22 protein-coding genes and 1 pseudogene are annotated in these 24,321 nt (G+C 71.9%); 9 read left to right on the top strand and 14 right to left on the bottom strand.

Features of this window, described 5'->3' with window-relative positions:
- Positions 1 to 19: 19 nt before the first annotated feature.
- Together ACTMTU_RS17590 and ACTMTU_RS17585 are read left to right on the top strand one after the other, a co-directional pair.
- Positions 20 to 703, top strand: a complete 684-nt coding sequence (locus ACTMTU_RS17590) for a maleylpyruvate isomerase family mycothiol-dependent enzyme (RefSeq protein ID WP_441264410.1) — start codon at positions 20 to 22, stop codon at positions 701 to 703.
- Positions 704 to 713: 10 nt separating this feature from the next.
- Positions 714 to 1,370: an MBL fold metallo-hydrolase gene (locus ACTMTU_RS17585; RefSeq protein WP_441264409.1), complete on the top strand. Its 657-nt coding sequence runs from the start codon at positions 714 to 716 to the stop codon at positions 1,368 to 1,370.
- 59 nt (positions 1,371 to 1,429) lie between these two features.
- On the opposite strand, the gene ACTMTU_RS17580 is transcribed toward ACTMTU_RS17585, so the two are convergent.
- The 6 genes from ACTMTU_RS17580 to ACTMTU_RS17555 form a co-directional block, all read right to left on the bottom strand.
- A complete protein-coding gene (locus ACTMTU_RS17580) occupies positions 1,430 to 2,089 on the bottom strand; it encodes an alpha/beta hydrolase (protein ID WP_441264408.1) in 660 nt (219 codons plus the stop codon).
- A gap of 133 nt (positions 2,090 to 2,222) precedes the next feature.
- Positions 2,223 to 3,212, bottom strand: a complete 990-nt coding sequence (locus ACTMTU_RS17575) for a TerC/Alx family metal homeostasis membrane protein (protein WP_441264407.1) — start codon at positions 3,210 to 3,212, stop codon at positions 2,223 to 2,225.
- Positions 3,213 to 3,453: 241 nt separating this feature from the next.
- Entirely contained in the window at positions 3,454 to 5,400 is a 1,947-nt protein-coding gene (locus ACTMTU_RS17570) for a TerD family protein (RefSeq protein WP_441264406.1), read from the bottom strand.
- A 102-nt stretch (positions 5,401 to 5,502) separates the two neighbouring features.
- Positions 5,503 to 6,081 carry a TerD family protein gene (locus tag ACTMTU_RS17565; protein ID WP_005318943.1) on the bottom strand — a complete coding sequence of 193 codons (579 nt, stop codon included), beginning with the start codon at positions 6,079 to 6,081 and terminating at the stop codon, positions 5,503 to 5,505.
- Between the two features lie 154 nt (positions 6,082 to 6,235).
- Positions 6,236 to 8,356, bottom strand: a complete 2,121-nt coding sequence (gene uvrB, locus ACTMTU_RS17560) for an excinuclease ABC subunit UvrB (protein WP_441264405.1) — start codon at positions 8,354 to 8,356, stop codon at positions 6,236 to 6,238.
- 60 nt (positions 8,357 to 8,416) lie between these two features.
- Positions 8,417 to 9,283 carry an MHYT domain-containing protein gene (locus tag ACTMTU_RS17555; protein ID WP_441264404.1) on the bottom strand — a complete coding sequence of 289 codons (867 nt, stop codon included), beginning with the start codon at positions 9,281 to 9,283 and terminating at the stop codon, positions 8,417 to 8,419.
- Positions 9,284 to 9,575: 292 nt separating this feature from the next.
- On the opposite strand from ACTMTU_RS17555, the gene ACTMTU_RS17550 reads away from it, so the two are divergent.
- The 3 genes from ACTMTU_RS17550 to ACTMTU_RS17540 all read left to right on the top strand — a co-directional run bounded on the left by ACTMTU_RS17550 (position 9,576) and on the right by ACTMTU_RS17540 (position 12,436).
- Positions 9,576 to 10,457 carry a glycerophosphodiester phosphodiesterase gene (locus ACTMTU_RS17550; RefSeq protein WP_441264403.1) on the top strand — a complete coding sequence of 294 codons (882 nt, stop codon included), beginning with the start codon at positions 9,576 to 9,578 and terminating at the stop codon, positions 10,455 to 10,457.
- An 80-nt stretch (positions 10,458 to 10,537) separates the two neighbouring features.
- Positions 10,538 to 11,068: a methylated-DNA--[protein]-cysteine S-methyltransferase gene (locus ACTMTU_RS17545; protein ID WP_441264402.1), complete on the top strand. Its 531-nt coding sequence runs from the start codon at positions 10,538 to 10,540 to the stop codon at positions 11,066 to 11,068.
- A gap of 93 nt (positions 11,069 to 11,161) precedes the next feature.
- Entirely contained in the window at positions 11,162 to 12,436 is a 1,275-nt protein-coding gene (locus ACTMTU_RS17540) for an MFS transporter (protein ID WP_441264469.1), read from the top strand.
- A gap of 86 nt (positions 12,437 to 12,522) precedes the next feature.
- Here ACTMTU_RS17540 and ACTMTU_RS17535 read toward each other — a convergent pair whose 3' ends face one another.
- Genes ACTMTU_RS17535 through ACTMTU_RS17525 form a run of 3 tightly spaced genes read right to left on the bottom strand, consistent with a single transcriptional unit; the run spans position 12,523 to position 16,159 of the window.
- The gene (locus tag ACTMTU_RS17535) at positions 12,523 to 13,545 is read right to left on the bottom strand and encodes a TolB family protein (RefSeq protein WP_441264401.1); all 1,023 of its coding nucleotides are present in this window, start codon (positions 13,543 to 13,545) and stop codon (positions 12,523 to 12,525) included.
- Entirely contained in the window at positions 13,542 to 14,807 is a 1,266-nt protein-coding gene (locus ACTMTU_RS17530; RefSeq protein ID WP_441264400.1) for an MFS transporter, read from the bottom strand. The genes ACTMTU_RS17535 and ACTMTU_RS17530 overlap by 4 nt, the downstream gene beginning before the upstream one ends.
- A gap of 2 nt (positions 14,808 to 14,809) precedes the next feature.
- Positions 14,810 to 16,159 carry a discoidin domain-containing protein gene (locus ACTMTU_RS17525; RefSeq protein WP_441264399.1) on the bottom strand — a complete coding sequence of 450 codons (1,350 nt, stop codon included), beginning with the start codon at positions 16,157 to 16,159 and terminating at the stop codon, positions 14,810 to 14,812.
- Positions 16,160 to 16,423: 264 nt separating this feature from the next.
- Between ACTMTU_RS17525 and ACTMTU_RS17520 the strand changes: the two genes are divergently transcribed.
- Positions 16,424 to 17,335: a pseudouridine-5'-phosphate glycosidase gene (locus tag ACTMTU_RS17520; protein ID WP_441264398.1), complete on the top strand. Its 912-nt coding sequence runs from the start codon at positions 16,424 to 16,426 to the stop codon at positions 17,333 to 17,335.
- Positions 17,332 to 18,213: a carbohydrate kinase family protein gene (locus ACTMTU_RS17515; protein WP_441264397.1), complete on the top strand. Its 882-nt coding sequence runs from the start codon at positions 17,332 to 17,334 to the stop codon at positions 18,211 to 18,213. The genes ACTMTU_RS17520 and ACTMTU_RS17515 overlap by 4 nt, the downstream gene beginning before the upstream one ends.
- A gap of 38 nt (positions 18,214 to 18,251) precedes the next feature.
- Here ACTMTU_RS17515 and ACTMTU_RS17510 read toward each other — a convergent pair whose 3' ends face one another.
- The gene (locus tag ACTMTU_RS17510) at positions 18,252 to 18,890 is read right to left on the bottom strand and encodes a uridine kinase (RefSeq protein WP_441264396.1); all 639 of its coding nucleotides are present in this window, start codon (positions 18,888 to 18,890) and stop codon (positions 18,252 to 18,254) included.
- 38 nt (positions 18,891 to 18,928) lie between these two features.
- Positions 18,929 to 19,411 carry a cupin domain-containing protein gene (locus ACTMTU_RS17505; protein ID WP_441264395.1) on the bottom strand — a complete coding sequence of 161 codons (483 nt, stop codon included), beginning with the start codon at positions 19,409 to 19,411 and terminating at the stop codon, positions 18,929 to 18,931.
- A gap of 192 nt (positions 19,412 to 19,603) precedes the next feature.
- Between ACTMTU_RS17505 and ACTMTU_RS17500 the strand changes: the two genes are divergently transcribed.
- Positions 19,604 to 20,062, top strand: a complete 459-nt coding sequence (locus ACTMTU_RS17500; protein ID WP_441264394.1) for a hypothetical protein — start codon at positions 19,604 to 19,606, stop codon at positions 20,060 to 20,062.
- Positions 20,063 to 20,102: 40 nt separating this feature from the next.
- On the opposite strand, the pseudogene ACTMTU_RS17495 reads toward ACTMTU_RS17500, so the two are convergent.
- A pseudogene (locus ACTMTU_RS17495) lies at positions 20,103 to 21,072 on the bottom strand (D-2-hydroxyacid dehydrogenase family protein).
- Positions 21,073 to 21,107: 35 nt separating this feature from the next.
- Between ACTMTU_RS17495 and ACTMTU_RS17490 the strand changes: the two are divergent.
- Positions 21,108 to 21,872 carry a DUF2293 domain-containing protein gene (locus tag ACTMTU_RS17490; protein ID WP_441264393.1) on the top strand — a complete coding sequence of 255 codons (765 nt, stop codon included), beginning with the start codon at positions 21,108 to 21,110 and terminating at the stop codon, positions 21,870 to 21,872.
- Here the strand turns inward: ACTMTU_RS17490 and ACTMTU_RS17485 are convergent.
- Complete coding sequence (locus ACTMTU_RS17485) at positions 21,869 to 22,582, bottom strand: chaplin (RefSeq protein ID WP_441264392.1); 714 nt, start codon at positions 22,580 to 22,582, stop codon at positions 21,869 to 21,871. The two genes, ACTMTU_RS17490 and ACTMTU_RS17485, sit on opposite strands and share 4 nt — an antisense overlap.
- 141 nt (positions 22,583 to 22,723) lie before the next feature.
- On the bottom strand, positions 22,724 to 24,097 hold the full coding sequence (locus ACTMTU_RS17480; protein WP_441264391.1) for an amidohydrolase: 1,374 nt from the start codon (positions 24,095 to 24,097) through the stop codon (positions 22,724 to 22,726).
- Positions 24,098 to 24,321: the final 224 nt, after the last annotated feature.

Genomic DNA, 24,321 nt, shown 5'->3' with positions numbered 1-24,321 from the left:
CGGGGCTAGGGTCGACCTCATGATCGATCCTGTGAGCGACCTGCGCTCTGTACGTGAAGCGACGGACCGGCTCCTCACCGCAGCCGCCGGACTGGACAACGCGGCCGTGGCCGGACCGTCACGGCTGCCGGGCTGGACCCGCGGGCACGTACTGGCCCATATCTCCCGTAACGCCGACGCGCTCGTAAATGTTCTCGAAGGCCGGCCGATGTATGTCACAGGTGAGGCGCGCGACGCCGACATCGAGCGCGACGCGCCCCGTCCGCTCCCCGAGCAGCTCGACGACCTGCGGGCCTCCGCAGAACGCTTCCAGGAGGCCGGCCACGCCTCCGGCGACTGGGAGCGCACCGTGGAGCTGCGCAACGGCGTGACCGACCGGGCCGCCCGGGTCCCGTTCCGCCGCCTCGTCGAGGTCGAGCTGCACCATGTCGACCTGGGAGCCGGCTACGAGCTGGAGGACCTGCCGAAGGACTTCACCGAGCGGGAGACCGAGTTCCTGGCAGAGCGCTGGAGCGGCCGCTCCGACGTGCCGCCGACCACGATCCTCGCCTCAGGCGGCGAGTGGCGGACGGGCGGTTCCGAGGGGACGCCGGTCACCGTCTCCGGCTCCCCCGCCGACGTCCTGGGCTGGTTGTCCGGCCGCCGTGACGGCTCGGCCCTGGAGTGCGCCGGAGGCCCGCTGCCCGTACTGCCCCCGCTATAGGCTGAGACGCATGACATACAGCGGAGCGGTGAAGGTCGGCGGCCCGGCGGACGTGCACGAACTCGCCGACCTGATGATCTCCAAGGTCGCGGTCGGACCGATGGACAACAACGCCTATCTGTTGCGCTGCCGGGCCACCGGCGAGCAGCTGCTGATCGACGCCGCGGCCGATCCGGACACGCTGCTGCAGCTGATCGGTGACGACTCCATCGCCGCGGTCGTGACCACCCACCGGCACGGCGACCACTGGCAGGCGCTGGAGGAGGTGGTGCGGGCGACCGGCGCACGCACCTACGCCGGGCGTCATGACGCGGACGGCATCCCCGTCCCCACCGACGTGCCCGTCGACGACGGCGACACGATCCGGGTGGGCCGCGTGGAGCTGACCGCCCGTCACCTGGTGGGTCACACCCCGGGCTCGATCGTGCTCGTCTACGACGACCCGCACGGCCACCCGCACGTCTTCACCGGTGACTGCCTGTTCCCGGGCGGTGTGGGCAACACCCACGACGATCCGAAGGCGTTCACGAGCCTGCTCGACGGCGTGGAGGAGAAGCTGTTCGCCCGTCTCCCCGACGAGACATGGGTCTATCCGGGGCACGGCAAGGACACCAGTCTGGGCGAGGAGCGTCCGCACCTGGCCGAGTGGCGCGCACGCGGCTGGTGAGACCGCCGGGCTCCGCGCCGGCCCCACGGCCGGCGCGGAGCCTGTCCCCACAAGCTCGGTCAGCCGGTGGTGCCGATCAGTTCGAGCACCAGGCGTGTGGTGTGCGCGTGCCAGCCGGCCGCGCCGCGGAGCATCGCGTGGTCGCCGCCGGGCACCGGCAGTTCGCGGACGTCGGCGCCCGCCGCTCGCGCCCGTGCGGCGAACGCCCAGGTCTCCGCCGGGTCGGTGATCCGGTCGCGGTCGCCGTGCAGCAGTACCACGGTCCTGCCTTCGAGGTGGTCGACCGGGTCCTCCGGCGGGCACCAGGGGGCGAGCCCGACGACCGCCTTCACCTGCGGGTGTCCCGCCGCGTGCAGGGCGGCCCGCGCGCCCATGGAGTGGCCCACCAGGACCGTCGGCACCGCCCCGGTCAGCGTGGCCAGTTCTTCCAGAGCCAGGCGGGCGTCACGGGCCGCGTCCGCGCGCTCCCCGTTCCAGCCGCGGTGGCCGTAGCGGACCCGGCCGAGCGCCACCCGCTGTCCGGCCGTGGCACGGCCTATGGCCCGCGCGAACGGCTTCATCCGCGCGAGCGGGAGGTTGAGGGCGGGCGGTGGCTCCAGTGCGTCGGCGCGGCCTCCGTGCAGCAGCAGGACGGCGGCCAGCGGCTCCTGGGCGGCCCTGTACAGCCGCAGCGCGGGCAGCGGCTCCTTCGCGTCTGTCCGTACGGCGATGGCGGTCACATCCCTTGTCCCGGCCGGGTGTTGTCGTGGGTCACGGTACGAGATGCCGGGAACGGACGACGGCGGGTGCGGACGGTGCTTCCGTCCGCACCCGCCGGTGCGTGCTCCGCGTGCCGCGGTGCCGCGCGGTCCGTCAGGCCTCGACGCTGTCCTTCTTCACGTCCTCCGCCGCCTCCCGCTCGGCCTGCTTCTTGGAAGCGATCAGGCTGGTGATGGTCGTGATGACGAGCACGCCGCAGATGACCGCCAGCGAGACCGGGATGGAGATCTCGGGGACGTGCACACCGCTCTCGTGCAGAGCGTGCAGCACCAGCTTCACGCCGATGAATCCGAGGATCACCGAGAGGCCGTAGCTGAGGTGGACCAGCTTCCTGAGCAGTCCGCCGATGAGGAAGTACAGCTGCCGCAGACCCATCAGGGCGAAGGCGTTGGCCGTGAACACGATGTACGGGTCCTGGGTCAGACCGAAGATCGCGGGGATGGAGTCCAGCGCGAAGAGCACATCGGTGGTGCCGATGGCGAGCATGACGACCATCAGCGGCGTCAGGACGCGCTTCCCGTTGTTACGGATGAAGAGCTTGGTGCCGTGGTACTTGTCGGCGACGCCGAAGCGGTGCTCGATCGACTTGAGGAGCCTGTTCTCCTCGAACTCCTCCTCTTCCTCGTCCGACCGCGCCTCCTGGATGAGCTTCCAGGCGGTGTAGATCAGGAACGCGCCGAAGATGTAGAAGACCCAGGAGAAGCTGGCGATGATCGCCGCACCGGCCGCGATGAAGATGGCTCGCAGCACCAGGGCGATGAGCACACCGATCAGCAGCACCCGCTGCTGAAGATGCGACGGCACCGCGAACTTCGCCATGATCAGGACGAAGACGAAGAGGTTGTCGACACTCAGCGACTTCTCGGTGATGAAGCCCGCGAAGAACTCGCCCGACGCCTGGCTCTCACCGGCGAACAGCAGGCCGAGACCGAAGAGCGCGGCCAGCACGATCCAGACCACGGTCCAGATGCCGGCTTCCTTGATCGACACGTCGTGGGGCTTGCGCCCGATGAAGAAGTCGACCGCGATGAGGGCGCTGAGACCGAGAATGGTCAGCACCCAGATGGTCATTGAAACGTCCACTGCGCCTCCGGCGTCGTACGGCTACTGATCAGCGTCGTCGCTGCCGGAGGTCTCCTCCACCCGGGCCGTGCCACGGGCCGGCGCCCCGGGACCTCTCTGTCGGTCCGTATTGACGGGCACGCCGCGAGTCGGGAGTACTCCCCTCCGCGTAAAGAACCGTACATGAAAGGCCAAGGAAAGGTAAAGGCCGAGGCAAAGGAAGGGTCAAGTCACCAGGTCGGCGGCGCAGCCCGCCGCTCGGTCAGCGGTTCCAGGACCTCCGGGCCTCCGTCACGCGGGTCAGCACCTGCCGCAGCACGTCACTGCCGTCCGGCACGGTCAGCGGCTCGTACGTCCACGCGTGCCGCACCCACGGGTCGGCGAGGTGGTCGTCGGGGACCGGTGTGACGCGCAGCAGCGAGCGCCACAGCGGATCGAGGACCGGACCGTAGGCCGTGGCGTCCTCCCGGTCCGCGACCATCATCAGATGGACGCCGACGGCCGGGCCCTCGTCGGCCAGATAACGAAGCTGGGTGACCGCCCGGTCGTCGAAACCGTGCGGGAAGTCGTTGACGATCAGCAGCTGCTCGCCGGTGTCGAGGCCAGGGGGGAGCGAGTCGGCTGCCCCGCCCCGCACCGCCATCGTCACCAGGTCGACCCGCTCGGTGAGCTTGGCGAGCACGGTGCTCACGCCCTGAGCGCCCGCGGCCGGCGGACCGGCGAGGGCCCCGGAGTCGACCAGCGGCGCCAGTGAGGCGGCGGCCGAGCCGGCCGGGTCGATGGCATGGACGGTGAACTCGCCGGGCGGGTACACGGCGAGCAGCCGGGCCGCGAGCGCGACCGCCGAGTCGAGCGCGAGCCGGCGCAGCTGCGCCTCGTCCAGCGCCATCGCGGCGTCCGAGCTCGAGCGGCCGCTGTCCACCCACAGGCCGCGCTCCAGCGGCAGCCGCACCAGGCACGGGATCCGCAGCTCGGGGCTCTCCGGCAGATGGAGATCGCCGAGGCGCAGCGCCATCGGAATCTCCATGGGGACGCGGTAGGCGTGCCAGCAGGGGTTGTCCCAGCGGGCGAACGCGGGCGGCAGCGCGGGCTCGACGACCGCGGACTCCGCGGCCAGCTGGGCGAGGTCACGGTCGAGGACCTGGCGGGCCTGGTCGGTCAGCTGCTCGCACTTGGCCCGTGCGGCGGTCCTCGCGGCGTCCCCGGTGCTGCCGATGCGGCTGCGCGGGTCGGACAGGACGCTGTCGAGCTCCTTGTCCATCCGGGACTCGGCGAACTCGACGGCGCTGCGGTACGCCGCGACGGCCCGGGCGAGGTCCTCGAACATGCCCCAGACCTGGTTGTAGAGCCGCTCCTCCATGGACCAGCCGCTCGCGTCGCCCGCCACCGGGGCGGGCGGCCGGCCGGGCTCCCCGGGCTGCGCCGCGGGGGCCGGCGGGGGCGGCGCCGACTGCCTGCGCGGATGGGCGTAGTTGATGGGGCCGCCGGGCATCTGCGGGGCGTCGGGCGTGGGTGCCTGCGGTGGAGCGGAGTCGGCGGCGGGCTGGGGGGCGGTGAGGCCGCCGGTGAGCGTGGCGTCCGCGGGGGACGGCTGGTCCGGGCCGGACACCGCTCCCGCGGCGTCGGCGGCCGTGTGCAGCCGGGCCGGCTCCGCGCGGTGCGCGCGTGGCGCGGCGGTCTCCTGTATGGCCGCCGCCGTCCGGTCCGCCTGGGCCATGCCCTGGTCCGCCAGCAGCTGGGCGAGCCCGCCCGCGTATCCCTGGCCCACCGCGCGGACCTTCCACGCACCCTGCCGGCGGTACAGCTCGACGGCGACGAGCGCGGTCTCGGTGTCCAGGCCGGTGATGGTGAAACTGGCCAGCTCGGAGCCGTCCTTGGTGATGACCGCCACGAAGGGCGCGGCGGTGACTCCGAAGCGGTCGGGGCCGCCGGCGCCCACGGGGAGCGCGAGCAGCACGTTGACCTGGTGCACCTCCGCGGGCACCGCGTCCAGGTCGACGGCGAACCGGGGGGACCGCTCGGCGCGTTCCGGCACCTCGACACCGGGCAGGCCGGTGGCGCCGGGACGGGCCACCCACTCCTCGCGCGCGGCCCCCCGCTCGTCGGAGCAGGTGGCGCAGGCGACGACCGGATGGTCGGCCGACACGCGGATCTCAAGTCGGCTGTCGGGCAAGGGGTGGTTCTGCCCCCGGACCAGCTCGGCCGTCATCGCTCTGTCCCCTCGGTGCGCTGCTGTTGCGGTTGGTACGCGGGCAGCTCCCGGCGGCCGGGCCTCCGGGAGCTGCGGTCCGACTGTGAATGCCGCCGGTTCCTACAGGTGCGGCAGGATTGCGGGCATCAGGTCCTGGAACGTACGGCCGTTGGCCGGGTTGCCGAGGGCCGTCATCTGCCAGCCGGCGCCGGCGCGGTGCACCTTCGCCATGATCTGCGCGGTGTACTGGCCACCGCCGTCGAGGGTGTACCGGGCCAGCTCCTGGCCGTTGGTCTCGTCGACGATGCGGCAGAAGGCGTTCTGCACCTCCTGGAACGTCTGGCCGGTGAACGAGTTCACCGTGAAGACGATCTGGTCGATGTGGACCGGGACCCGCTGCAGGTCGACGAGGATCGCCTCGTCGTCACCGCCGGAACCGGCGCCGCCGACCAGGTTGTCACCGGTGTGCTTGACGGAGCCGTCGTCGCTGACGAGGTGGCGGAAGAAGACCACGTCCACCGGCTGCTTGTCGGCGAACAGCACCGCGGAGGCGTCCAGGTCGACCTCCCGGGTGCGCGAGCCGAACAGACCGCGGCGGGGCGCTGCCTGCCAGCCGAGGCCCATCCGCACCGCCGTGAGGGTGCCCCCGTCACTCTTCTGCAGGCTGATGGCCTGGCCCTTGGTCATGTTGACCGTCACGCGCTGTCCCCTTCTCGCGAATTGCCACCGCCCATGTGTGCGGTTGTTCAAGCACCCTACGCAGTCGCACCGACAGCGCGGCAAGGTCGCCGGTTTTTGTGTCGGTCTTGCAACACACCAGGTGTGTGCGCCCGTCACATCCCGCCCACCGGGCTCAGGCGAGCCCGGCCTCCTTCATCTGACGCAGCTCCTTCTTCAACTCGCCGACCTCATCGCGCAGTCGGGCGGCGACCTCGAACTGCAGCTCCGCGGCGGCCGCGCGCATCCGGTCCGTCATCTCTTCGATGATCCCGGCCAGTTCGGCCGCGGGGCGGTCCGTGAGGATGTCGCCCTTGCGGCCCGCTCCGGCGCCGAGGGACGGGACCGGCGCCTTGGCGGCCTTGCCCGGCTTTTCGGCCTTCGCCTGGCGGTAGCCGGTGCCCAGCAGTTCCTCGGTGTCGATCTCCTCGCGCGCGATGGTCGCGACGATGTCGTTGATCTTCTTGCGGAGCGGCTGCGGGTCGATGCCCTTCTCCGTGTTGTACGCGATCTGCTTCTCCCGGCGGCGGTTGGTCTCCTCGATGGCCTTCTCCATCGCCGGCGTGATCTTGTCCGCGTACATATGGACCTGGCCGGAGACGTTGCGCGCCGCTCGGCCGATGGTCTGGATCAGGGAGGTGCCGGAGCGCAGGAAGCCCTCCTTGTCGGCGTCGAGGATCGCGACCAGCGACACCTCCGGCAGGTCGAGACCCTCACGCAGGAGGTTGATGCCGACCAGGACGTCGTACTCGCCGGAGCGCAGCTCCCGCAGCAGCTCGACGCGGCGCAGCGTGTCGACGTCGCTGTGCAGATAGCGGACCTGGATGCCGAGCTCGAGGAAGTAGTCGGTGAGGTCCTCGGCCATCTTCTTGGTGAGTGTGGTGACCAGGACGCGCTCGTCCTTCTCCGTGCGCTCGCGGATCTCGTGCACGAGGTCGTCGATCTGGCCCTCGGTGGGCTTGACGACGACCTGCGGGTCGATGAGCCCGGTGGGGCGGATGATCTGCTCCACGAAGCCGTCGCCGCGGGACAGTTCGTAGGTGCCCGGTGTCGCCGACAGATAGACGGTCTGGCCGATCCGCTCCGTGAACTCCTCCCACTTCAGCGGGCGGTTGTCGAGGGCGGACGGCAGCCGGAAGCCGTGGTCGACGAGTGTGCGCTTACGGGACGCGTCGCCCTCGTACATCGCGCCGATCTGCGGAACCGTGACGTGCGACTCGTCGATGACGAGGAGGAAGTCCTCGGGGAAGTAGTCGAGGAGGGTGTTCGGCGGGGACCCGGGCTCGCGGTCGTCGAAGTGCATCGAGTAGTTCTCGATGCCGGAGCAGGAGCCGATCTGGCGCATCATCTCGATGTCGTACGTGGTCCGCATGCGCAGCCGCTGGGACTCCAGCAGCTTGCCCTGCTTGTCGAGCTCGGCGAGGCGCTGTTCAAGCTCCGCCTCGATGCCGTTGACCGCCTTCTCCATACGCTCGGGGCCCGCCACGTAGTGGCTGGCGGGGAACACGTAGAGCGACCGGTCCTCGCTGAGGATCTCGCCGGTGAGCGGGTGCAGCGTGGACAGCGCCTCGATCTCGTCGCCGAACATCTCGATCCGGACAGCGAGCTCCTCGTAGACCGGGAAGATCTCGATGGTGTCGCCGCGCACCCGGAAGGTGCCGCGCTGGAAAGCCACGTCGTTGCGGGTGTACTGGATGTCGACGAAGCGGCGCAGCAGCTGGTCGCGGTCGATCTCGTCGCCGACGTTGAGCTGCACCATCCGGTCCACGTACTCCTGCGGGGTGCCGAGGCCGTAGATGCAGGAGACGGAGGCGACCACGACGACGTCGCGCCGGGTGAGGAGGGAATTGGTCGCGGAGTGGCGCAGCCGCTCGACCTCCTCGTTGATCGAGGAGTCCTTCTCGATGTAGGTGTCCGACTGCGGGACGTACGCCTCGGGCTGGTAGTAGTCGTAGTACGAGACGAAGTACTCCACCGCGTTGTTCGGCAGGAGCTCGCGGAACTCGTTCGCCAGCTGGGCGGCCAGGGTCTTGTTCGGTGCCATGACCAGGGTGGGCCGCTGAAGCTTCTCGATCATCCAGGCAGTGGTCGCCGATTTGCCCGTGCCCGTCGCTCCGAGCAGGACGACATCCTTCTCACCGGCACGGATGCGTCGCTCCAGCTCGGCGATGGCCGTCGGCTGGTCGCCGCTGGGCTGGAAGTGGCTGACGACCTCGAAAGGCGCCACCGTACGTTCGATCTTGGAAACGGGCCGCATGCAACAACCGTACGACCACCCACTGACAGTCGGGGCGTGAACGGTGGCGGACCGCCCGCCTCAGCGGCGGTCCGCTCCCCAGGGGTCCCGCCCGGGCCCCCGTCCGGAGGTCCGGGCGAGGGGCCGCCGGACCCTCGGCGCGGGCAGGTCGGGGCGCAGCGCCCTGCCGTCGCCGCGCCCGGGCCGGTCGGCACCGCCGGTCACGAGCAGCGGGTCGAACAGGACCGCGATGCCGGCGATCAGCAGGAACACGGCGGGGCCGACGAGCATCGGGGCGAGGAGTTCGGCCGGCGTGTCGCCGGCGACCGCGGCGTCCACCGCTTCGTGGACGTGGACGTTCACGGCGGCCATCCCGGTGTAGTGCATTCCGCTCACGGCGAGGCCCATGAGCAGGCTGGCGCCCAGGCTGACCATGAAGCCGTGGACGGACACCGCTGCCCAGAGCGCCGCGGTGGCCGCGACGACGGCGACCACGACGGACAGGGCGACCGTGAGGGTGTCGTACTCGATGCGTCCCGGCAGTCGTATGCCATTCATGCCCAGGTAGTGCATGGAGGCCACTCCGAGTCCGGTGATCGTCCCGCCGGTGACGAGGGACATCCGGGTCGCGCCGCGTTGGCCGACGATGAAGATCCCGACGCCCGCCATCACGATGCCCACGGCGAGGCTGGCGAAGGTCGTCGCCTTGTCGTAGCCGATGGGGGCCTCTTCGACGGTGAAGCCCATCATCGCGATGAAATGCATGCTCCAGACGCCCGAGCCGATCGCCGTCGCGCCGAGCGCCAGCCAGCCCGGCCGGAACGAGCCCTCCCCGCGTACGGACCTCGTGGTGCAGCGCAGTCCCAGTGCTCCTCCGAGGCATGCCATGAGGTAGGCCGCCACCGGGGTGACGAGGCCGTAGCCGAAACCGTCCACCGTGCCCTGCATCCCGTGCACCCTTCGTCCCGTGCGATCCCCGGCGCCCTACGATCCCCGCGATCTTGGATGGAACGTCTGGTTCTGGGCGAGCGTACGGCTCCCGGAACCGCACATGGAAGTACGGGCAGACGTCTTCACAGAGATTTGTCGACCCGGGCACCGCGTCCGCCCACTCGGCCCCACGCCCAAGGCCGCCCGGGGGCGGGCCCGTTCACCTTGTGGCCATACTTCGCCTGTGCCTCGTTGGCCGGGAGATGCCACTCTCGGCCCGTCCGTGATCCGACGACGTGAGGAAGAATCCGTGTACGCACGCCCCGTCGCTGTACTGGCCGCCACGACTCTGGGACTCACCGCGCTGGTGCTGCCCGGCACCGCGGCAGCAACCGAGCAGTCCGCCGTCGGCCATGAGGACACTCCGCGGGTGATCGCTCACCGCGGCGCGTCCGCCTACGCACCGGAGAACACCCTCGCGGCGATAGACCTCGCCGACGAGATGGGCTTCGCCTGGGTCGAGAATGACGTCCAGCGCACCGAGGACGGGGAGCTCGTCGTCATGCACGACGACTCACTCGCGAGGACCACAGACGTGGAGCAGCGCTTCCCCGACCGCGCGCCGTGGAAGGTGAAGGACTTCACCGCCGCGGAGATCGCCACCCTGGACGCGGGCAGCTGGCGCGGCGCCGAGTGGGCGGGCGCCCGGGTGCCGACACTGAAGCAGTACCTCGAACGCGTGGACGAGAACAACCAGAAGCTGCTCCTGGAGATCAAGAAGCCGGAGCTCTACCCCGGCATCGAGAGGGACACCCTGCGCGTGCTGGGCCAGGAGGGCTGGCTCGACCGGAGCCACGTGCGGAGCAGGCTCGTCATCCAGAGCTTCGGCGTGGACAGCGTCAGGGCGGTGCACCAGCAGCGCCCCGACATCACGACCGGCTTCCTCGGCACCCCGGCGGTCGCCGACCTGCCCTCGTACGCGGCGTTCACCGACCAGATCAACCCCCCGCACGCCTCCCTCAGCGCCGAGTACGTCGCCGCGGTGCACGCTCTCAAGGGCGCGCACGGCAAGCGGCTGCGGGTCAGCACCTGGACCGTCAACGATGCCGCGGCCGCCACCCGCGTGGCCGGCTTCGGCGTGGACGGGATCATCACCAACAACCCCGACATCGTGCGGGACGCCGTCGGCTGACCGACGCCGCCCGGCCATCCGTGACCGTACGGCGGCCGTGCAGGGCCCGACTGTCAGTGGCCCGCCGTACGGTGGTCGGTATGAAGACCTTCGAGTGGGCCGTGACCGGCACGGACATCGGCCCACTGCTCCTCGCCGCGACCGACGAGGGCCTGGTGAGCGTGGCCTTCCACGCCGGGCCGGCGGTACGGGACCGGATGCCCGCGCAGCTGGCGGACCGGCTGGGGGCCGAGCCCGTCGAGGACCCGGCGGGCCGGCTCGCCGAGCCGATACGCCAGCTCCAGGCCTATTTCGCGGGCACACTGCGCACCTTCGACCTGCCGCTGGACTGGTCGCTCTCGGCCGGCTTCAACCGGCAGGTGCTGCGGGAACTGCTGGCCGGCGTGGGTTACGGCGCGGTCGTGGGATACGGGGAGCTCGCGGCCCGCGTCGGCCAGCCGGGCGCGGCACAGGCGGTGGGCGCGGCGATGGGCTCCAACCCGCTGCCGGTCGTCGTGCCGTGCCACCGGGTGGTCGAGACGGACGGCGGGCTCGGGGGCTTCGGCGGCGGGCTGGAGACCAAACGGCAGCTGCTGGCCCTTGAGGGTGTGCTGCCGCAGCCGCTGTTCTGAGGGGGCGGAGGGGGCCCCTGACAAGGGCTGCTTCCCGGATCTCACGGGCAGGCCCGCCCCCGCGATCCGTTCTGAGACACTGCGTCGGTGACCATGCCGCCCGACGCTCCTGACATACCCGAGGCTTCCAAGACCGCCGTGGCGGCGGAGGAACTGCCCGCGATACGCAGGCGCATCAACGCTGTGCTGATCGCCAGCCAGATCCTCGGCGGGCTCGGGGTCGCCACCGGTATCGCACTGGCCACGGTGCTCGCCCACGAGGTCAGCGGCACCGAGGCCCTGGCCGGGCTCGCCCCGACCGCCACCGTCGCCGGCACCGCCCTCCTTTCCGTGCCGCTGGCCGCCCTGATGACCGCGCGGGGCCGCCGGCCCGGACTGGTGCTGGCCTACCTCATCGGCGCGCTCGGTGCGGGATTGGTCGTGGTCGCCGCGGTCCTCGGCCACTTCCCGCTCCTGCTGGTCGGGATGGCGGGCTTCGGAGCCGCGTCGTCAGCCAATCTGCAGGCCCGGTTCGCGGCCGCCGACCTGGCGGAGCCCGAGCGGCGCGGCCGGGCCATCTCCACCGTCGTATGGGCGACGACGATCGGAGCGGTGCTCGGACCCAACATCGCCTCACCGGCCGGCCGCAGCGTGTCGGGCCTCGGCATCCCGCCTGCCGCGGGTCCGTTCCTCTGGGCGGCGGGGGTGTTCCTCGTCTCCGCCGTCCTCGTACTCGTCCTCCTGCGGCCCGACCCGCTGCTCACGGCACGGGCGATGTCGCCGGCCGACCGCTCCCCCGAAGGCCGGTCGCTGAAGGCGGGGCTGCTCGCCGTGCGCGAGTCCCCCATGGCGCGGCTGGCGCTGGTGACCGTGGCCGTGTCGCACACCGCCATGGTGTCGATCATGTCGATGACCCCCGTCGCGCTCGGCCACCACGGGGCCGGCATCGAGCTGATCGGCCTGGTGATCAGCGGCCACATCGCGGGCATGTACGCCTTCTCGCCGGTGATGGGCCGGCTCGCCGACCGCGTCGGACGGCTCGCGGTGATCGGGGTGGCGGCGGGCCTGCTGTGCGCGGCCGCGGTGCTGGCCGGAACCGCCGGCGGCAACCACAAACAGACCGCGGCGGGGCTGTTCCTGCTCGGCCTCGGCTGGTCGGCGGGACTCGTCTCCGGTTCCACGCTGCTCACCGAGTCCGTCCCGCAGCCCACGAGGGCGGCGGTCCAGGGCCTGTCCGACCTGGCGATGAACACGGCGGCCGGCGTGGGCGGCGCGGCGGCGGGCCTGGTGGTGGCGCAGGCGGGGTACGGGTGGCTGAACGCGGTGGGCGTGGTGCTGTTGCTGCCGATGGCCGGACTGGCGGTACACAGGGCGTTGGCCCGGGCGTAGGGGCGTGGCGGCTGCCCGCGGCTTCCGGCCCCGCCCCTGGCGGGGCCGGAAGGCCCCGGACGGGCTTGAGTTGCCCCCCGCGCCCGTCACCGCACCGGCGTCGGGGAGGACGCCCGTGCCACGTGCAGACGGGGCCGGCCCGTGCCGTCGGCGGGGACCGTCCAGATGTCGGTGCCCCGCCCGTCCTCCCGCGGCAGCGCATACGCGATCGTGCCGTCGTCGAGCCACGCCGCCTGGTCGTCCACGCCGCGGGTCTCCGCCAGGGGATGCTCGCGCATGGTCTTCAGGTCGAGGACGTGGAGTCGCCACGGCCGGGCCCGGTCGCCGCCGCCGGTCTTCTTCTTGAAGGCGATCCGCCCGTCGTCCGGTGACAACGAGGGACATTCGACGTTCTCGCGCAGCGCCCGCGCCGACCAGGTGCGCATGTCGCCCTCCACGAGATGGGTGCGTCCCTTGGACGAGACGGTCGCGTAGAAGCGGTTGTCGTCGCGGGCGAAGGTGACGCCCCAGTAGTTGACGTCCGGCGCATGGTAGCGGCGGCCGTCGAGGGTGAGGGGGATCTGTTCCATGTTCTTGATCAGGTAACCGGTGCGCAGGTCGAGGATGGAGGTACGCGTGGAGAAGGACGAGCCGGCGTACGAGTCCCCCACGGCGAACATCGTCCACGACAGCATGCGTCCGGACGCCGACACCCGTGCCCGGTCGGGAATTCCGGGCAGCGCGATGCGGCGGGTCTCGCGCAGCCGGCGGTCGAGGACGACCGCGTAGGCGCGTGGCGGCACGCCTGGGCGGCGCTGGAGACACAGGGCGGCGCCGCCCGCCGCGTGGAAGCGGTCGCAGGAGGGGCCGCCGGTCGTGCGGGGCGCGTCCGGTTCCTGCTCCGCCGCGGGCCTGTGGGCTATGCGGCCGTCCCCTTCCTGAGTGCTGCGGAAGTACAGCCGGGGCCCGGCGAGTTCGAAGGTTTCCTCCGCGGCGGCCGGCCGGTCGCCGCGGCCGGACGCGTTCACCGTGTATCCGACGGCGACGCCCGCCAGCACCACCGTGGCGAGCACGAGCGCGCCGATCCGCCGGCGGGAACCGGCCGTGGACGGGGACGGGGGTGGCTTCATGGCGACTGCCTTTCCTGTTCCGTACGGGGCAAAGCGGCCCGGGCGAGTACCAGGGCGGTGAGCATCGCGGCCGCGGCCACGGCGAGCGCGGGCCTCGGGCCCCACAACGTCCACGCCGCGCCGAATCCGGCGGCGGCGATCAGCCGGGCCACCGCCTGGCCCGTCTGGAGCAGCGCCAGGCCGCTCGCCCGCCGGGCGGCGGGCAGCAGGGGTCCGGCGAGCGCCATGAGCACGCCGTCGGTGGTCGCGTAGAAGGCGCCGACGAGAACCAGGACGAGGGTGAGGAGGGCCGTGCCGTTGATCGGCGTGAGCAGCAGCAGGTAGGCGGCGAGCAGGGCGCCGTGCCCGCACAGGAACGGGACCCGCCGGCCCACGCGGTCGGCGAGGCGGCCGGCCGGGACGGCGAGCAGCAGGTAGACGGCCGCGGCGCCGAGCGGGAGCAGGGGAAACCAGACCACGCCCACGTCCAGCCTGCGTTGCAGCAGCAGGTAGACGAACGCGTCGCCGATGGTCGCCGCGCCGAGCAGCGCGGCGGCGGCGAGTATGCGGCGGAAGGCCGGACTTCTCAGCGGCTCGAGCACCGAACGGCGGTCGCGGGCGGGGCTCGCCGGGGTGGGTGCGGGCGGCGTGAAGTGCCCCGGTACCAGCAGGGCCAGCAGCACCACGCCCAGCAGCCCGATGCAGAAGCTGACGACGAACACCGCGTCGTAGGCGTCCGCGGTCGCCCACAGCAGACCGAACGCGGCGAGCGGGCCGAGCAGCGCTCCCGTCGTGTCCATGGCGCGGTGGACGCCGAAGGCCCGGCCCAGCGTCTCGGGCGGACCGCTGAGTGTGATCATCGCGTCGCGGGGGGCCGTCCTGATGCCCTTGCCGATCCGGTCGGCGGCCAGCGCGGCGGCGATGCCTCCGGTCGCGCCGCCCGCGAGCAGCAGCCCGAGCCGGGAGAAGGCGGAGAGCGCGTAGCCGGCCCCGGCGACGCGTTTGTGCCGGCCGCCCCGGTCGGCGGCGTGGCCGCCGGCGAGCCGCACCAGGGCGGTCACGCCGTTGAACAGCCCGTCGAGGAAGCCGAACTGAAGGGGCGACAGGCCAAGTCCGAGGACGAAGTAGAGCGGCAGCACGGCGGTGACCATCTCGGAGGAGATGTCGGTGACGAGGCTGACCGCTCCGAGCGCGATCACGGTGCCGGGGACCCGCCGCGCCGCCCCGGGTGCTGATCCCGGTGCGGGCGGCGTGTCAGGCCGGCCGGTGGTGGCCAGATACATCGTCAGTGGCAGGTGTAGGTGGGGCTGGTGTCCTTGACGGAACCGTCGGAGGCCACGTAGCTCCAGCGGTACGTCGTGTCGGTGAAGTCCAGTTTCAGCACGCCGTACGGGCCGCTGATGCGCCTCTGGCTGTTGGGCTGGACCTCCTCGATCGCGTAGGGCTCGGCGCCGCCCGTGCCGCCGACGATCTGGACGATGCCGTCGGCGGTGGCCCGGCCGGCCGGGTCCTGCGGCGCGAAGCGCTCGTAGTGGTGGTCGTGGCCGCCGAGGACGAGATCGGCCTTGGCCCGGTACAGGATGTCCCAGACGGGCCTGCCGACAGGGTCGTTGCCGTGTCCGCCGGAGCTGAAGAGCGGATGGTGCCAGTAGGCGGCGACGCACTTCTTGCTGTTGCGGGCGAGGTCGTCCTTGAGCCAGCTGATCTGGGCCGGGTCGTCGAAGGTGTTGGAGTCGAGGGCGACGAAGTGCCAATTGCCCTCGTCGTAGCTGTAGTAGGGCTTGCCCTGCGGGTAGGCGATGGCGCCGAAGTACTGCTTGTAGCCCACGAACTCGCCCGCCGGGTCGTACGACTCGTGGTTGCCGGGTACCGGCCGGGTCTTCGCCTTGAAGGCGCCCCAGGTCTTGTCGTAGTAGTTGCGGAAGTCGGAGAGACGGGCGTCGTCGTACTGGTTGTCGCCCATTGTCAGATAGAACCTCGGGTTGATCTGCTGGGCCCGGGCGGCGGTCTTCGGGTGGGCGCAGGAGCTCGACGACGCGGTGCACTGGGCGGCGATGTCGCCCGCCGCGACGACGGTGAACGCGCCGGTCGGCGGTTCGCCGCCGACCGTGCCGTAGACGTCGACCTCCCAGAGCGAGTAGCCGTACTGGGTGCCGCGTGCGGTGCCGTGGACGCGCAGATAGCGGCCCTTGCCGGCGAGGCCGGTGAACTCGTCCGTGCCGCCGTCACCCGCGGTCTCCGTGGCGATGGGCGTCCAGGCGGCGCCGTCGGCGGACATCTCGATGCGGTACTGCCGGGCGTGGGCGACCTCCCAGTCGAGCGTGACCCGCGAGACGGTGGCGGCGCCGCCGAGGTCGACGCTGATCCACTGTGGGTCCCGGCCCTCGGCGGAGGCCCAGCGGGTTCCCGTGTTCCCGTCGAAGGCGTTGGAGGCGGCGAACGCGGAGCCTTCGAGGGACGAGGCGGTGACGGTCCTGCCGCGCGAGATGAGGGGGTCAGCGGCGGCGGTGCCGCCGGTACCGGCGGCATCGGCCCGGCCGGGACGGGCGATGAGGACGGCGGCGATCAGCAGCAGTACGGCGGAGAGGGCGAGTACCGCGGTCCGGCGTGGTGGGGTGGAGGCGGTCAGGCGCATACCTGGCTCCCTGGACGGGGACGGCGAGAGCTGGACTCCTTGCGACGCGCCGCGCCCGGGCAGGGCTCGGCGTACAGCGGCCGGGTCAGAGCTCTCGCTGAGCGCGTCACGCCCACAGGGATCGGGCGCCGCGCCAAGCCGCTGCCGGGATGGTGACAAGCAGCCATGCCCCTGTCAATGGTTGTCAGTAAACTTTCCTTCCAATCAGCTCGATTCCCGTCCACCCGAGGTTTGCGCCCCGCTTCCCCGCGCCAGGGATGGGACATGCCGAAGACCGCAGCCATGGTGTCCGAAGAGGTCAGGGAAGCCCTCGATACCGGAGTGCCCGTCGTGGCCCTGGAATCGACGATCATCGCGCACGGACTGCCGCGTCCCCGCAATCTGGCCGTCGCGACGGAGCTCGAGGCCCTCGTCCGCTCGGGCGGCGCCGTCCCCGCGACCATCGCCGTGCTCGACGGCAGAGCCCATGTCGGGCTCACCAAGGCCGAGTTGGAACGGGTCGCGGGCGACCCCGGGATGCGCAAGCTCGGCCATCGCGATCTCGCTCCCGCCGTCGCCATGGGGGCGAGCGGCGCGACGACCGTCTCCGCCACGGCGTTCCTCGCCGGCCTGGCCGGCGTCCGGGTCTTCGCGACCGGTGGCCTGGGTGGCGTGCACCGGGGCTGGACCGAGACCCAGGACGAATCGGCGGACCTGCGGCTGCTCGCCCAGGTGGGCATCACGGTGGTCTGTGCGGGCGTGAAGTCGATCCTGGACGTCCCGGCCACGCTGCAACGGCTGGAGACCCTGGGGGTGACCGTGATCGGTTACGGGACCGGCCACTTCCCCGGCTTCTATCTGGCCTCCTCCGGCGAACCGGTCGTCTGGACCGTCGACTCCCCTGAGGAGGTCGCCGCCGTGATGCGCGCCAAGGACGCCCTCGCCGAGCCGTACTCCTCGCTGATCGTGGCCAACCCCGTGCCGGTGGAGGAGCAGTTGGACCCGGCACTGCACGACCGGGTGCTCGCGCGGGCGCTCGACGAGGCGCGCGAAGAGGGCGTGACCGGGCAGGCCGTCACGCCCTTCCTCCTCGAGCGGCTGATGCGGTACACCGACGGCGCGTCCCTCGAGGCCAACCTGGCGGCCGTGCGCGGCAATGTCCGGCTCGCGGCACGGATCGCAGCGGCGTACGCATGACCGGACTCCTTGTCGTGGGCGATGTCGTCACCGACGTCGTGGCCCGGCACAGCACGCCGCTCGCCCACGGCACGGACACCCCCGCCACGATCCGCATCGTGCCCGGCGGCGCCGGCTCGAACGTGGCGTGCTGGGCGGCGTACCGGGGCTGCCGCGATGTACGGCTGCTCGCCCGCACGGGCGTCGCCGACCTGGAGTGGCACGCGGCACGACTGCGCACGGCGGGCGTGCGGCCGCTGCTCGTGCCCGACGCCGAGGTGCCGACCGCGACGGTCGTCGCGCTCGTCGACCGCACCGCGGAGCGGACGTTCCTCACGGACAGCGGAGCCGTACTACGGCTGTGCCCGGCCGACTGGTCGCCCGATCTGCTGGAGGGGGTCGGTCACCTGCATCTCTCCGGATACCTGCTGTTCTCCGGCACCAGTCGTGCGACGGCGCTCGCGGCGATGGCCGCGGCGCGGAAGGCAGGCGTGACGGTGAGCGTCGATCCGGCCTCCACCGGATTCATCCGCGAACGCGGCGTCGAGCGGCTGCTGTCGGACCTCGGCGGCGTGGACGTCCTGCTGCCGAACACGGACGAGGCGCGGCTGCTGACCGGTCTGCCCGACCCCGCCGACGCCGCCGTGAAACTCAGCCGGTCGGTCCCGCTGACCGTGGTGACATTGGGCGCAGGGGGCGCGCTGGTGGCCGAGGCCGGCACGCTCACCGCCCGCCTCCCGTCCCGTGCCGCCCAGGTGCTGGACACCACGGGCGCCGGTGACGCCTTCACAGGGGCGTTCCTCGCCGCACGGCTGGCGGGTGCGGACGCCCGCACGGCCGCGGAGGAGGGCTGCCGGGCCGGTGCGGAGGCCGTGGCGCTGATCGGCGGCCGCCCCTGAGCCCGGCCGGTCGGCCGGGCCCGCCGTCGGCGGCGGGGTCAGGAGGCAGCCGACCAGGCCGGATGCCGTGGATCGTCCGCCCGTACGAGGATGTCCGCCGCGTCACCGGGTCCGACCTCTCCCTCGTACCGGGCGTACGCCGGAAGCGTCCAGCGCTCGCCTTCTTCCGTGCGGCGTTCCAGCGCGGGCGGAGACAGCCTCAGATGCACGGTCAGGTCGAACGGGAACCAGTGACCGAGCAGAAAGGGACCGTGCAGCAACAGCACCGCGCCGGGCGGCAGTTCGACGTGCGCGCTGCGGGTCGCCCGGTCCGTCAGCGGGTCCCACAGATCGGGCAGGACCCGTCCGCTGCCGCCGGCTTCCAGCGGCCCGAAGACCTCACGCCACAGCGCGCCCGTGTCGAACCAGCCGTTGTAGTAGCTGTCGGGGTCCTCGCGCCCGTACTCGTAACGGAGCGAAGCGGGCCGCAGGAACCCGCCGGTGCCCACCACGACGACACCCCGCCCCCGCACCCGCAGCGCCTCGCCGACGAGCTCCGCGAGCTCGCCGGGACGTGACGCCGGGGCACCGTCCACACCGACGCGCAGCCAGGGGCTGCCGTCGGCGGCGGTCGTTCTCAGGACACGCTCGGCCAGGTTCTCGGCCAGCCGCTCCCAGGTGATCGGTTCGAGTCGCACACACCCATCCTCACCGACCGGCCCGGCGCGGCGGCCGGCTATCCGGCCGCGCAGTCCGGCGCGTCCTCGTCCACCGAGAGCGGACTGCCCGCGGGCAGGAAGTACGTCACGTACAGGACGACCGGTTCGGTGCCGAGGTTGCGTCCGAGGTGGCGATGGCGGGCGCCCGCCGGTTCCAGGATCGCGCCGCCGGGACCGGTGACCTCGAGGGAGCAGTCGTCCAGTGTGCGGGTCAGCGTGCCCGACCGGACGACGGCGAGGACCTGGCCGGGGTGATGGTGCCACCCCGTCGTGCCGCCGGGGGCGATGGTGAGGGTGCGGACGACCACATCCGTGCGTCCCTTGGCCGTGATCCTCAGCGAGTCGCCGGACGTGCCCTGGGCCAGGACCGTCCCCGTGACGCCGCTGCCGGGGGTCGCGTTCGCGGCGGACGGGACGACCGCCAGCGCCGCCATGCAGCCCGTCAGAACCAGCGCCGTACGTACGTCGAACCGCTTGCCCATCACCGTGAAGCCACGCATGGCCGGTCCCCTCCGAGTCATCGCTCCGGCAAACGCCTCAAGCTATCAAGTGGTTACCGGAAGTAGGGCGTCACCGAGGACTTGACGCGTCTCTCCACTGCGGTGATCTGATTCGCTCGTGCCCGGAGCCGGCGAACAAACCGGCGCTGAGCCACACACCCTCGCACGACATATCAAGTCCGGGAGCACCACATGTGGACAGCGCTCATCGCGGTCATCGGCACCTTGCTCGGGTCGGTGGCGACCCACTTCTTCCAGCGCCAGACCGCGGAACGCACCGCGGTCCTCGCGCGGGCGGAGCAGCTGCGCCAGGAACGGATCTCCGCGTACAGCGCCTTCGCCGGCGCGCTCGTCGACTACCGCCGCGGCCAGAACGACCGCTGGCACCGGGCGCTGGAGACGCCGGGCAGCACCGTCGCGGAGGAGGCCCGCATCGACTCGTACCGACTGCGTTCGAGCGCCCATCAGGCGTTGATCCGGGTCCAGTTGGTGTGCGACGACCCGCAGGCCCTGGCACTGGCGGCATCCGCGTTCGAGCTCACCAACTGTCTGCACGAGGCACCCGACGAAGCGGACCGCTCGCTCCGGTCCGAACAGGCACGGGAGACCCTGTCGGAGTTCATCGGCGCGGCGGCGCCCGGGGTGCGCTAGGACTTCCGTCCGGGTCCCGGCCTGATCCGGACGGAACGCGTCAGGAGGGCACCGCCAGGGTACGGACGGGGCTGCCCGCGAGATAGGCGGCGATGTCCTCGACCGCCTCCCTGAAGTACCCCTCGTAGTTGCGGCGGGTGACGTAGCCGAGGTGGGGCAGGCCGAGGAAGTTCGGGGCCGTGCGCAGCGGGTGGTCGGCGGGCAGCGGTTCCTCCTCGAAGACGTCGGTGCCCGCCGCCGGCGATCCAGCCCTCGCGCAGGGCCAGCACCAGGGCCTCCTGATCGACGATCGCGGCCCGTGAGGTGTTGACGAGGTAGGCGGTCCGCCGCATCCGCTTCAGTTCCCCGGCGCCGATCAGCCCCCGTGTGCGCTCGCCGAGTTGCAGGTGTACGGAGACGAAGTCGCCGGCCTCGAGCAGTTCCCCGAGCGACCCGGCCCGCCGGACGCCGTGTTCGGCGGCTCTCTCCTCGGTGAGGTTCTGGCTCCACGCCAGGACGTCCATGCCGAAGGCCCGGCCGACCGCGGCGACCTTCGCACCGATCTTTCCGAGGCCGAGAAGCGCGAGCGTACGACCGTGCAGGTCCGCGCCGACCGTGGACTGCCACGGGCCTCCCTCGCGCAGGGCGCCGCTCTCCGTGGCCACATGGCGCGCCAGTCCGAGGATGAGCGCCCACGTCAGTTCGGCGGGCGGCTCCGAATTGCTGGCGGTGCCGCACACGGTGACACCGTTGCGGGCCGCGGCTGCGAGGTCGATCGACGCGTTGCGCATCCCCGAGGTGATCAGGAGCCGCAGACGCGGCAGCCGGTCGAGAAGGGACGCGGGGAAGGGCGTCCGCTCGCGCATCACGACCAGGATCTCGCAGTCGCCGACCGCCGCGGCCACCTCTTCCTCGGAGCCGAAGTGCTCGTGGAGCGAGCGCACTTCGACGCTGCCCTCGAGTGATGACCAGTCGGCCATGGACAGCGCGACATCCTGATAGTCGTCGAGTACTGCACAGTTGAGCGTCATGGGATCGGAGCGTATCCGCCGGGTACCAACGGGACATGGACCTGGTGGTGATCCAGCCGCTCAAGGGCAGGCACTGCGCCGAGTGCCGCAGGGGCCCGCTGCCGATGCATCTTCTCGAGTCCGGCGTTCCGGTCTGTCTCGACTGCGCCGATCTCGGCCATCTCGTGTTTCTGCCCCGGGGCGACGCCGCGCTGACCCGGCGGGCGAGGGAGGCGAGTGCCCTGTGGGCGGTGGTGATCCGTCACAACCGCCGCCGTGGCCGCTACGAGCGCCAAGGGCTGCTCGTCGAGGAGTCCGCGCTCGCCCGCGCGGAGTCGGCGTGCCTCGCCGACGCGGATGCCCGGCGCCGGCGCCGGGAGCGGGACGCTGCCCGCCGGGCAGCAGCGGACGTCCGCTTCGCCGCCGAACTGGCCGCGCGGATACGGAAGCTGTTCCCCGGCTGCCCCGAGGAGCGCGCCGCCGGGATCGCGGCCCACGCCTCCGCCCGGGGCAGCGGGCGTGTGGGCCGCACGGCGGCCGGCCGCTCCCTGCAGGAGGGAGCCGTCACGGCCGCCGTGCGCGCGTCCGTGCGGCACCTCGACACGGGCTACGACGCCCTCCTGATGGCGGGCGTGGCCCGCAAAGAGGCGCGCGCCCGGCTGGCCGGGGAGATCGATGCCGTGCTGGCGTCCTGGAGACGGCTCCCGGACGAGACGGGGCCCGCGCAGGACGCCGCGGAGCCTCAAAGGCCCCTGCCCCAGGAGCCGGATCCGGGGCCGCCCGGAATGGTCTCCGGGTCCCCCGCTCCGGGCAGGCCCTAGGACCCCTGGGAGGGGCGGAACCGGCGGTACAGCACAAGGCCGCCGAGGATCATCGTCGCGCCGGCGGGCACCGCGAACGCCAGTTCGTCGGATCCGGTGTGGGCGAGGGACGACCCGGCGGACTGCGGGGCGGGCGCCGGCGCCTCGGGCGCGGCCGGCTGCTCGGACTCCGTGGCCTTCGGCGGGGTGGTGGGCTTCTCCTCGGCCGGCGGCTCGGCGGAGTCGTTCACCGAGGTGTTGCCGGTGACGGGGTTGCCGATGCCGACGACGTTCACGGAGTTGCCGCTCACGTTGACCGGCACGTCGACGGGGAGCTGAACGCCGTTGCCGGACAGGACGCCGGGCGATCCGGCCGTCTCGCCGTCCGCGTGTGCGCCGCCGCCGTTGTGGGCGCCCGTGCCGCCGCCGTGCGAGCCGCCCTCGCTGCCGTGCTCGCCGTTGCCGCCCTTGCCGCCGTTCTCGCCGTGCGACTCGTTGACGCAGGAGTTCCCCGCCGCCGGGTTGAGCAGTCCGACGACGTTCACCGTGTTGCCGCACACATTCACCGGGACGTGGACGGGAACCTGGACCCCGTTGCCGGAGAGCACGCCGGGCGAGCCGGCGGCGACGCCGTGCGCACCCGAGTCCGCCTGGGCGTAGCCGGTGGCCATGGCCAGCGCGCCGCCCGTGAGCATCACGGTCGCCAGGCCCTTTCGGTGAACCTGCCTCATGGTTGCCTGCCTTCAGAAGAGAAACCCGCGGGACACTCGCCCGCACCGGAATTAACGCCGTGCGGCCGCATCGGTTCTGCTGAACGAGGCATTCACCCCATCGAGTGTGCGAACTTTCGAAGGGCTCCACTCCTTCCGGCCCTACTGGCCGTCGTACTCCTGAATACGCCGGCCCTGTCGCCGTCGCGTCAAAGCGGGCAGCTCACTGGCCAGTTCGGCGGTGATGGCGGGCACGTCGAGGGTGAGCAGACGGCGGTCGCGCATCAGCACCCTGCCGTCCACGACCGTCGTACGTACGTCCGAGGAGCGCGCGCTGTGCACCAGGGTCGCCGCGTGGTCGTGCAGGGGTTGGGTGTGCGGTCCGGTGAGGTCCACCAGGATCAGGTCCGCCCGCCTGCCCGGTGCCAGCGCCCCGATGCGGTCGTCGAGTCCCAGCGCCCGCGCGCTCTGTGCGGTGGCATGGTCGAGCGCCTGCCGTGCGGTCAGCCAGGCCGGGTCACGCTCCGTCGACTTCTGTACGAGCGCGGTGAGCGTCATGGACTCCCACACGTCGAGGGTGTTGTTGGAGGCGGCGCCGTCGGTGGCCAGCCCCACGGGAAGGCCGATCGACGCGAGCGCCCGGATCGGTGTCGTGTCCCAGCCGAATTTGAGGTAGCCGCGCGGCGCGGTGGCGACCGCGATCCGGCCCGTGGCGCGCCGCAGCACCGAGAGGTCCCCGTCCGTGATCCCGGTGCCGTGCGCGATGAGCAGATCGGTCTCCAGCAGCCCGGCCCGCTCCAGCACTTCGACGGGTGTGAGCCCGTGCCGTTCGACACTGCGGTCGGTCTGAGCCCTGTTCTCGGCCGCGTGCAGATGGACCATGAGCCCGTGGTCGCGGGCGAGCCGCGCGGTGGCGGCGAGGTCCTCGTCATCCACTGTGTACGGGGCGTGCGGCGCGAGGGACGTGGTGATCCGGCCGTCCGCCGCGCCGGCCGCGCGAAGGGCGAAGTCGAGGGAACGCTCGCGTCCCTCCGCGCCCTGGCTGGAGAAGTAGCCCCAGCCCAGGTTCGCCCGCATGCCGCTCCGGGTGACCGCGGCGGCGACCCGGTCCATGGCGAAGTAGTGGTCCGCGAAGGTGGTGACGCCGTCGCTGATCATCTCCGCGCAGGCCAGCAGGGCGCCCAGTTCGACGACCGTCTCCGTCAGGTTGGACTCGATGGGCCAGATCCAGTCGTTGAACCACTCCTCCACCGGCAGATCCTCCGCGATGCCGCGCAGCGCGACCATCGGCGTGTGGGTGTGGCAGTTGATCAGCCCGGGCATGGCCAACTGGCCTTTGGCGTCGATGCGTTCGGTGGCGGGGAGATCCGCGACGGCCGCGGCCGTGGTGACGGCGTCGATGACGCCGTCACGGACCACGACCGCCGCGTCGTCCACGAAGTCGATCCGGCCGTCCTCGTCGTGAACCATCACCGTGCACCCGGCGATCACGAGATCCGCCGCCGGTGGACGGTCCGCACGCTCCGCTGAAGTCATCCCGGTGCTCCTCTGTCGACGTCCAGGATCCGTCCGTCCCGTCCTACCCGGCTTCTCCGCCCGGCTCCCCGGCGCCGCCGGCCGGCCTGCCCCGTGCGTCCCCTGCTCCGGCCGCCATCGCGGCGGTCCTCGTGCGGGTGGAATCCGGTCGAAGCCTGTGTCCGGGCGGGCGAACGGGCCTGCTGGTGGCCACAGTGAGCTGCACCGGCGGCCGCCCGGCCACG

It is taken from the genome of Streptomyces sp. OZ13 (genome assembly GCF_052068155.1).
Classification (GTDB): Bacteria; Actinomycetota; Actinomycetes; order Streptomycetales; family Streptomycetaceae; genus Streptomyces.
This window is presented reverse-complemented; position numbering and strand designations above follow the sequence as displayed.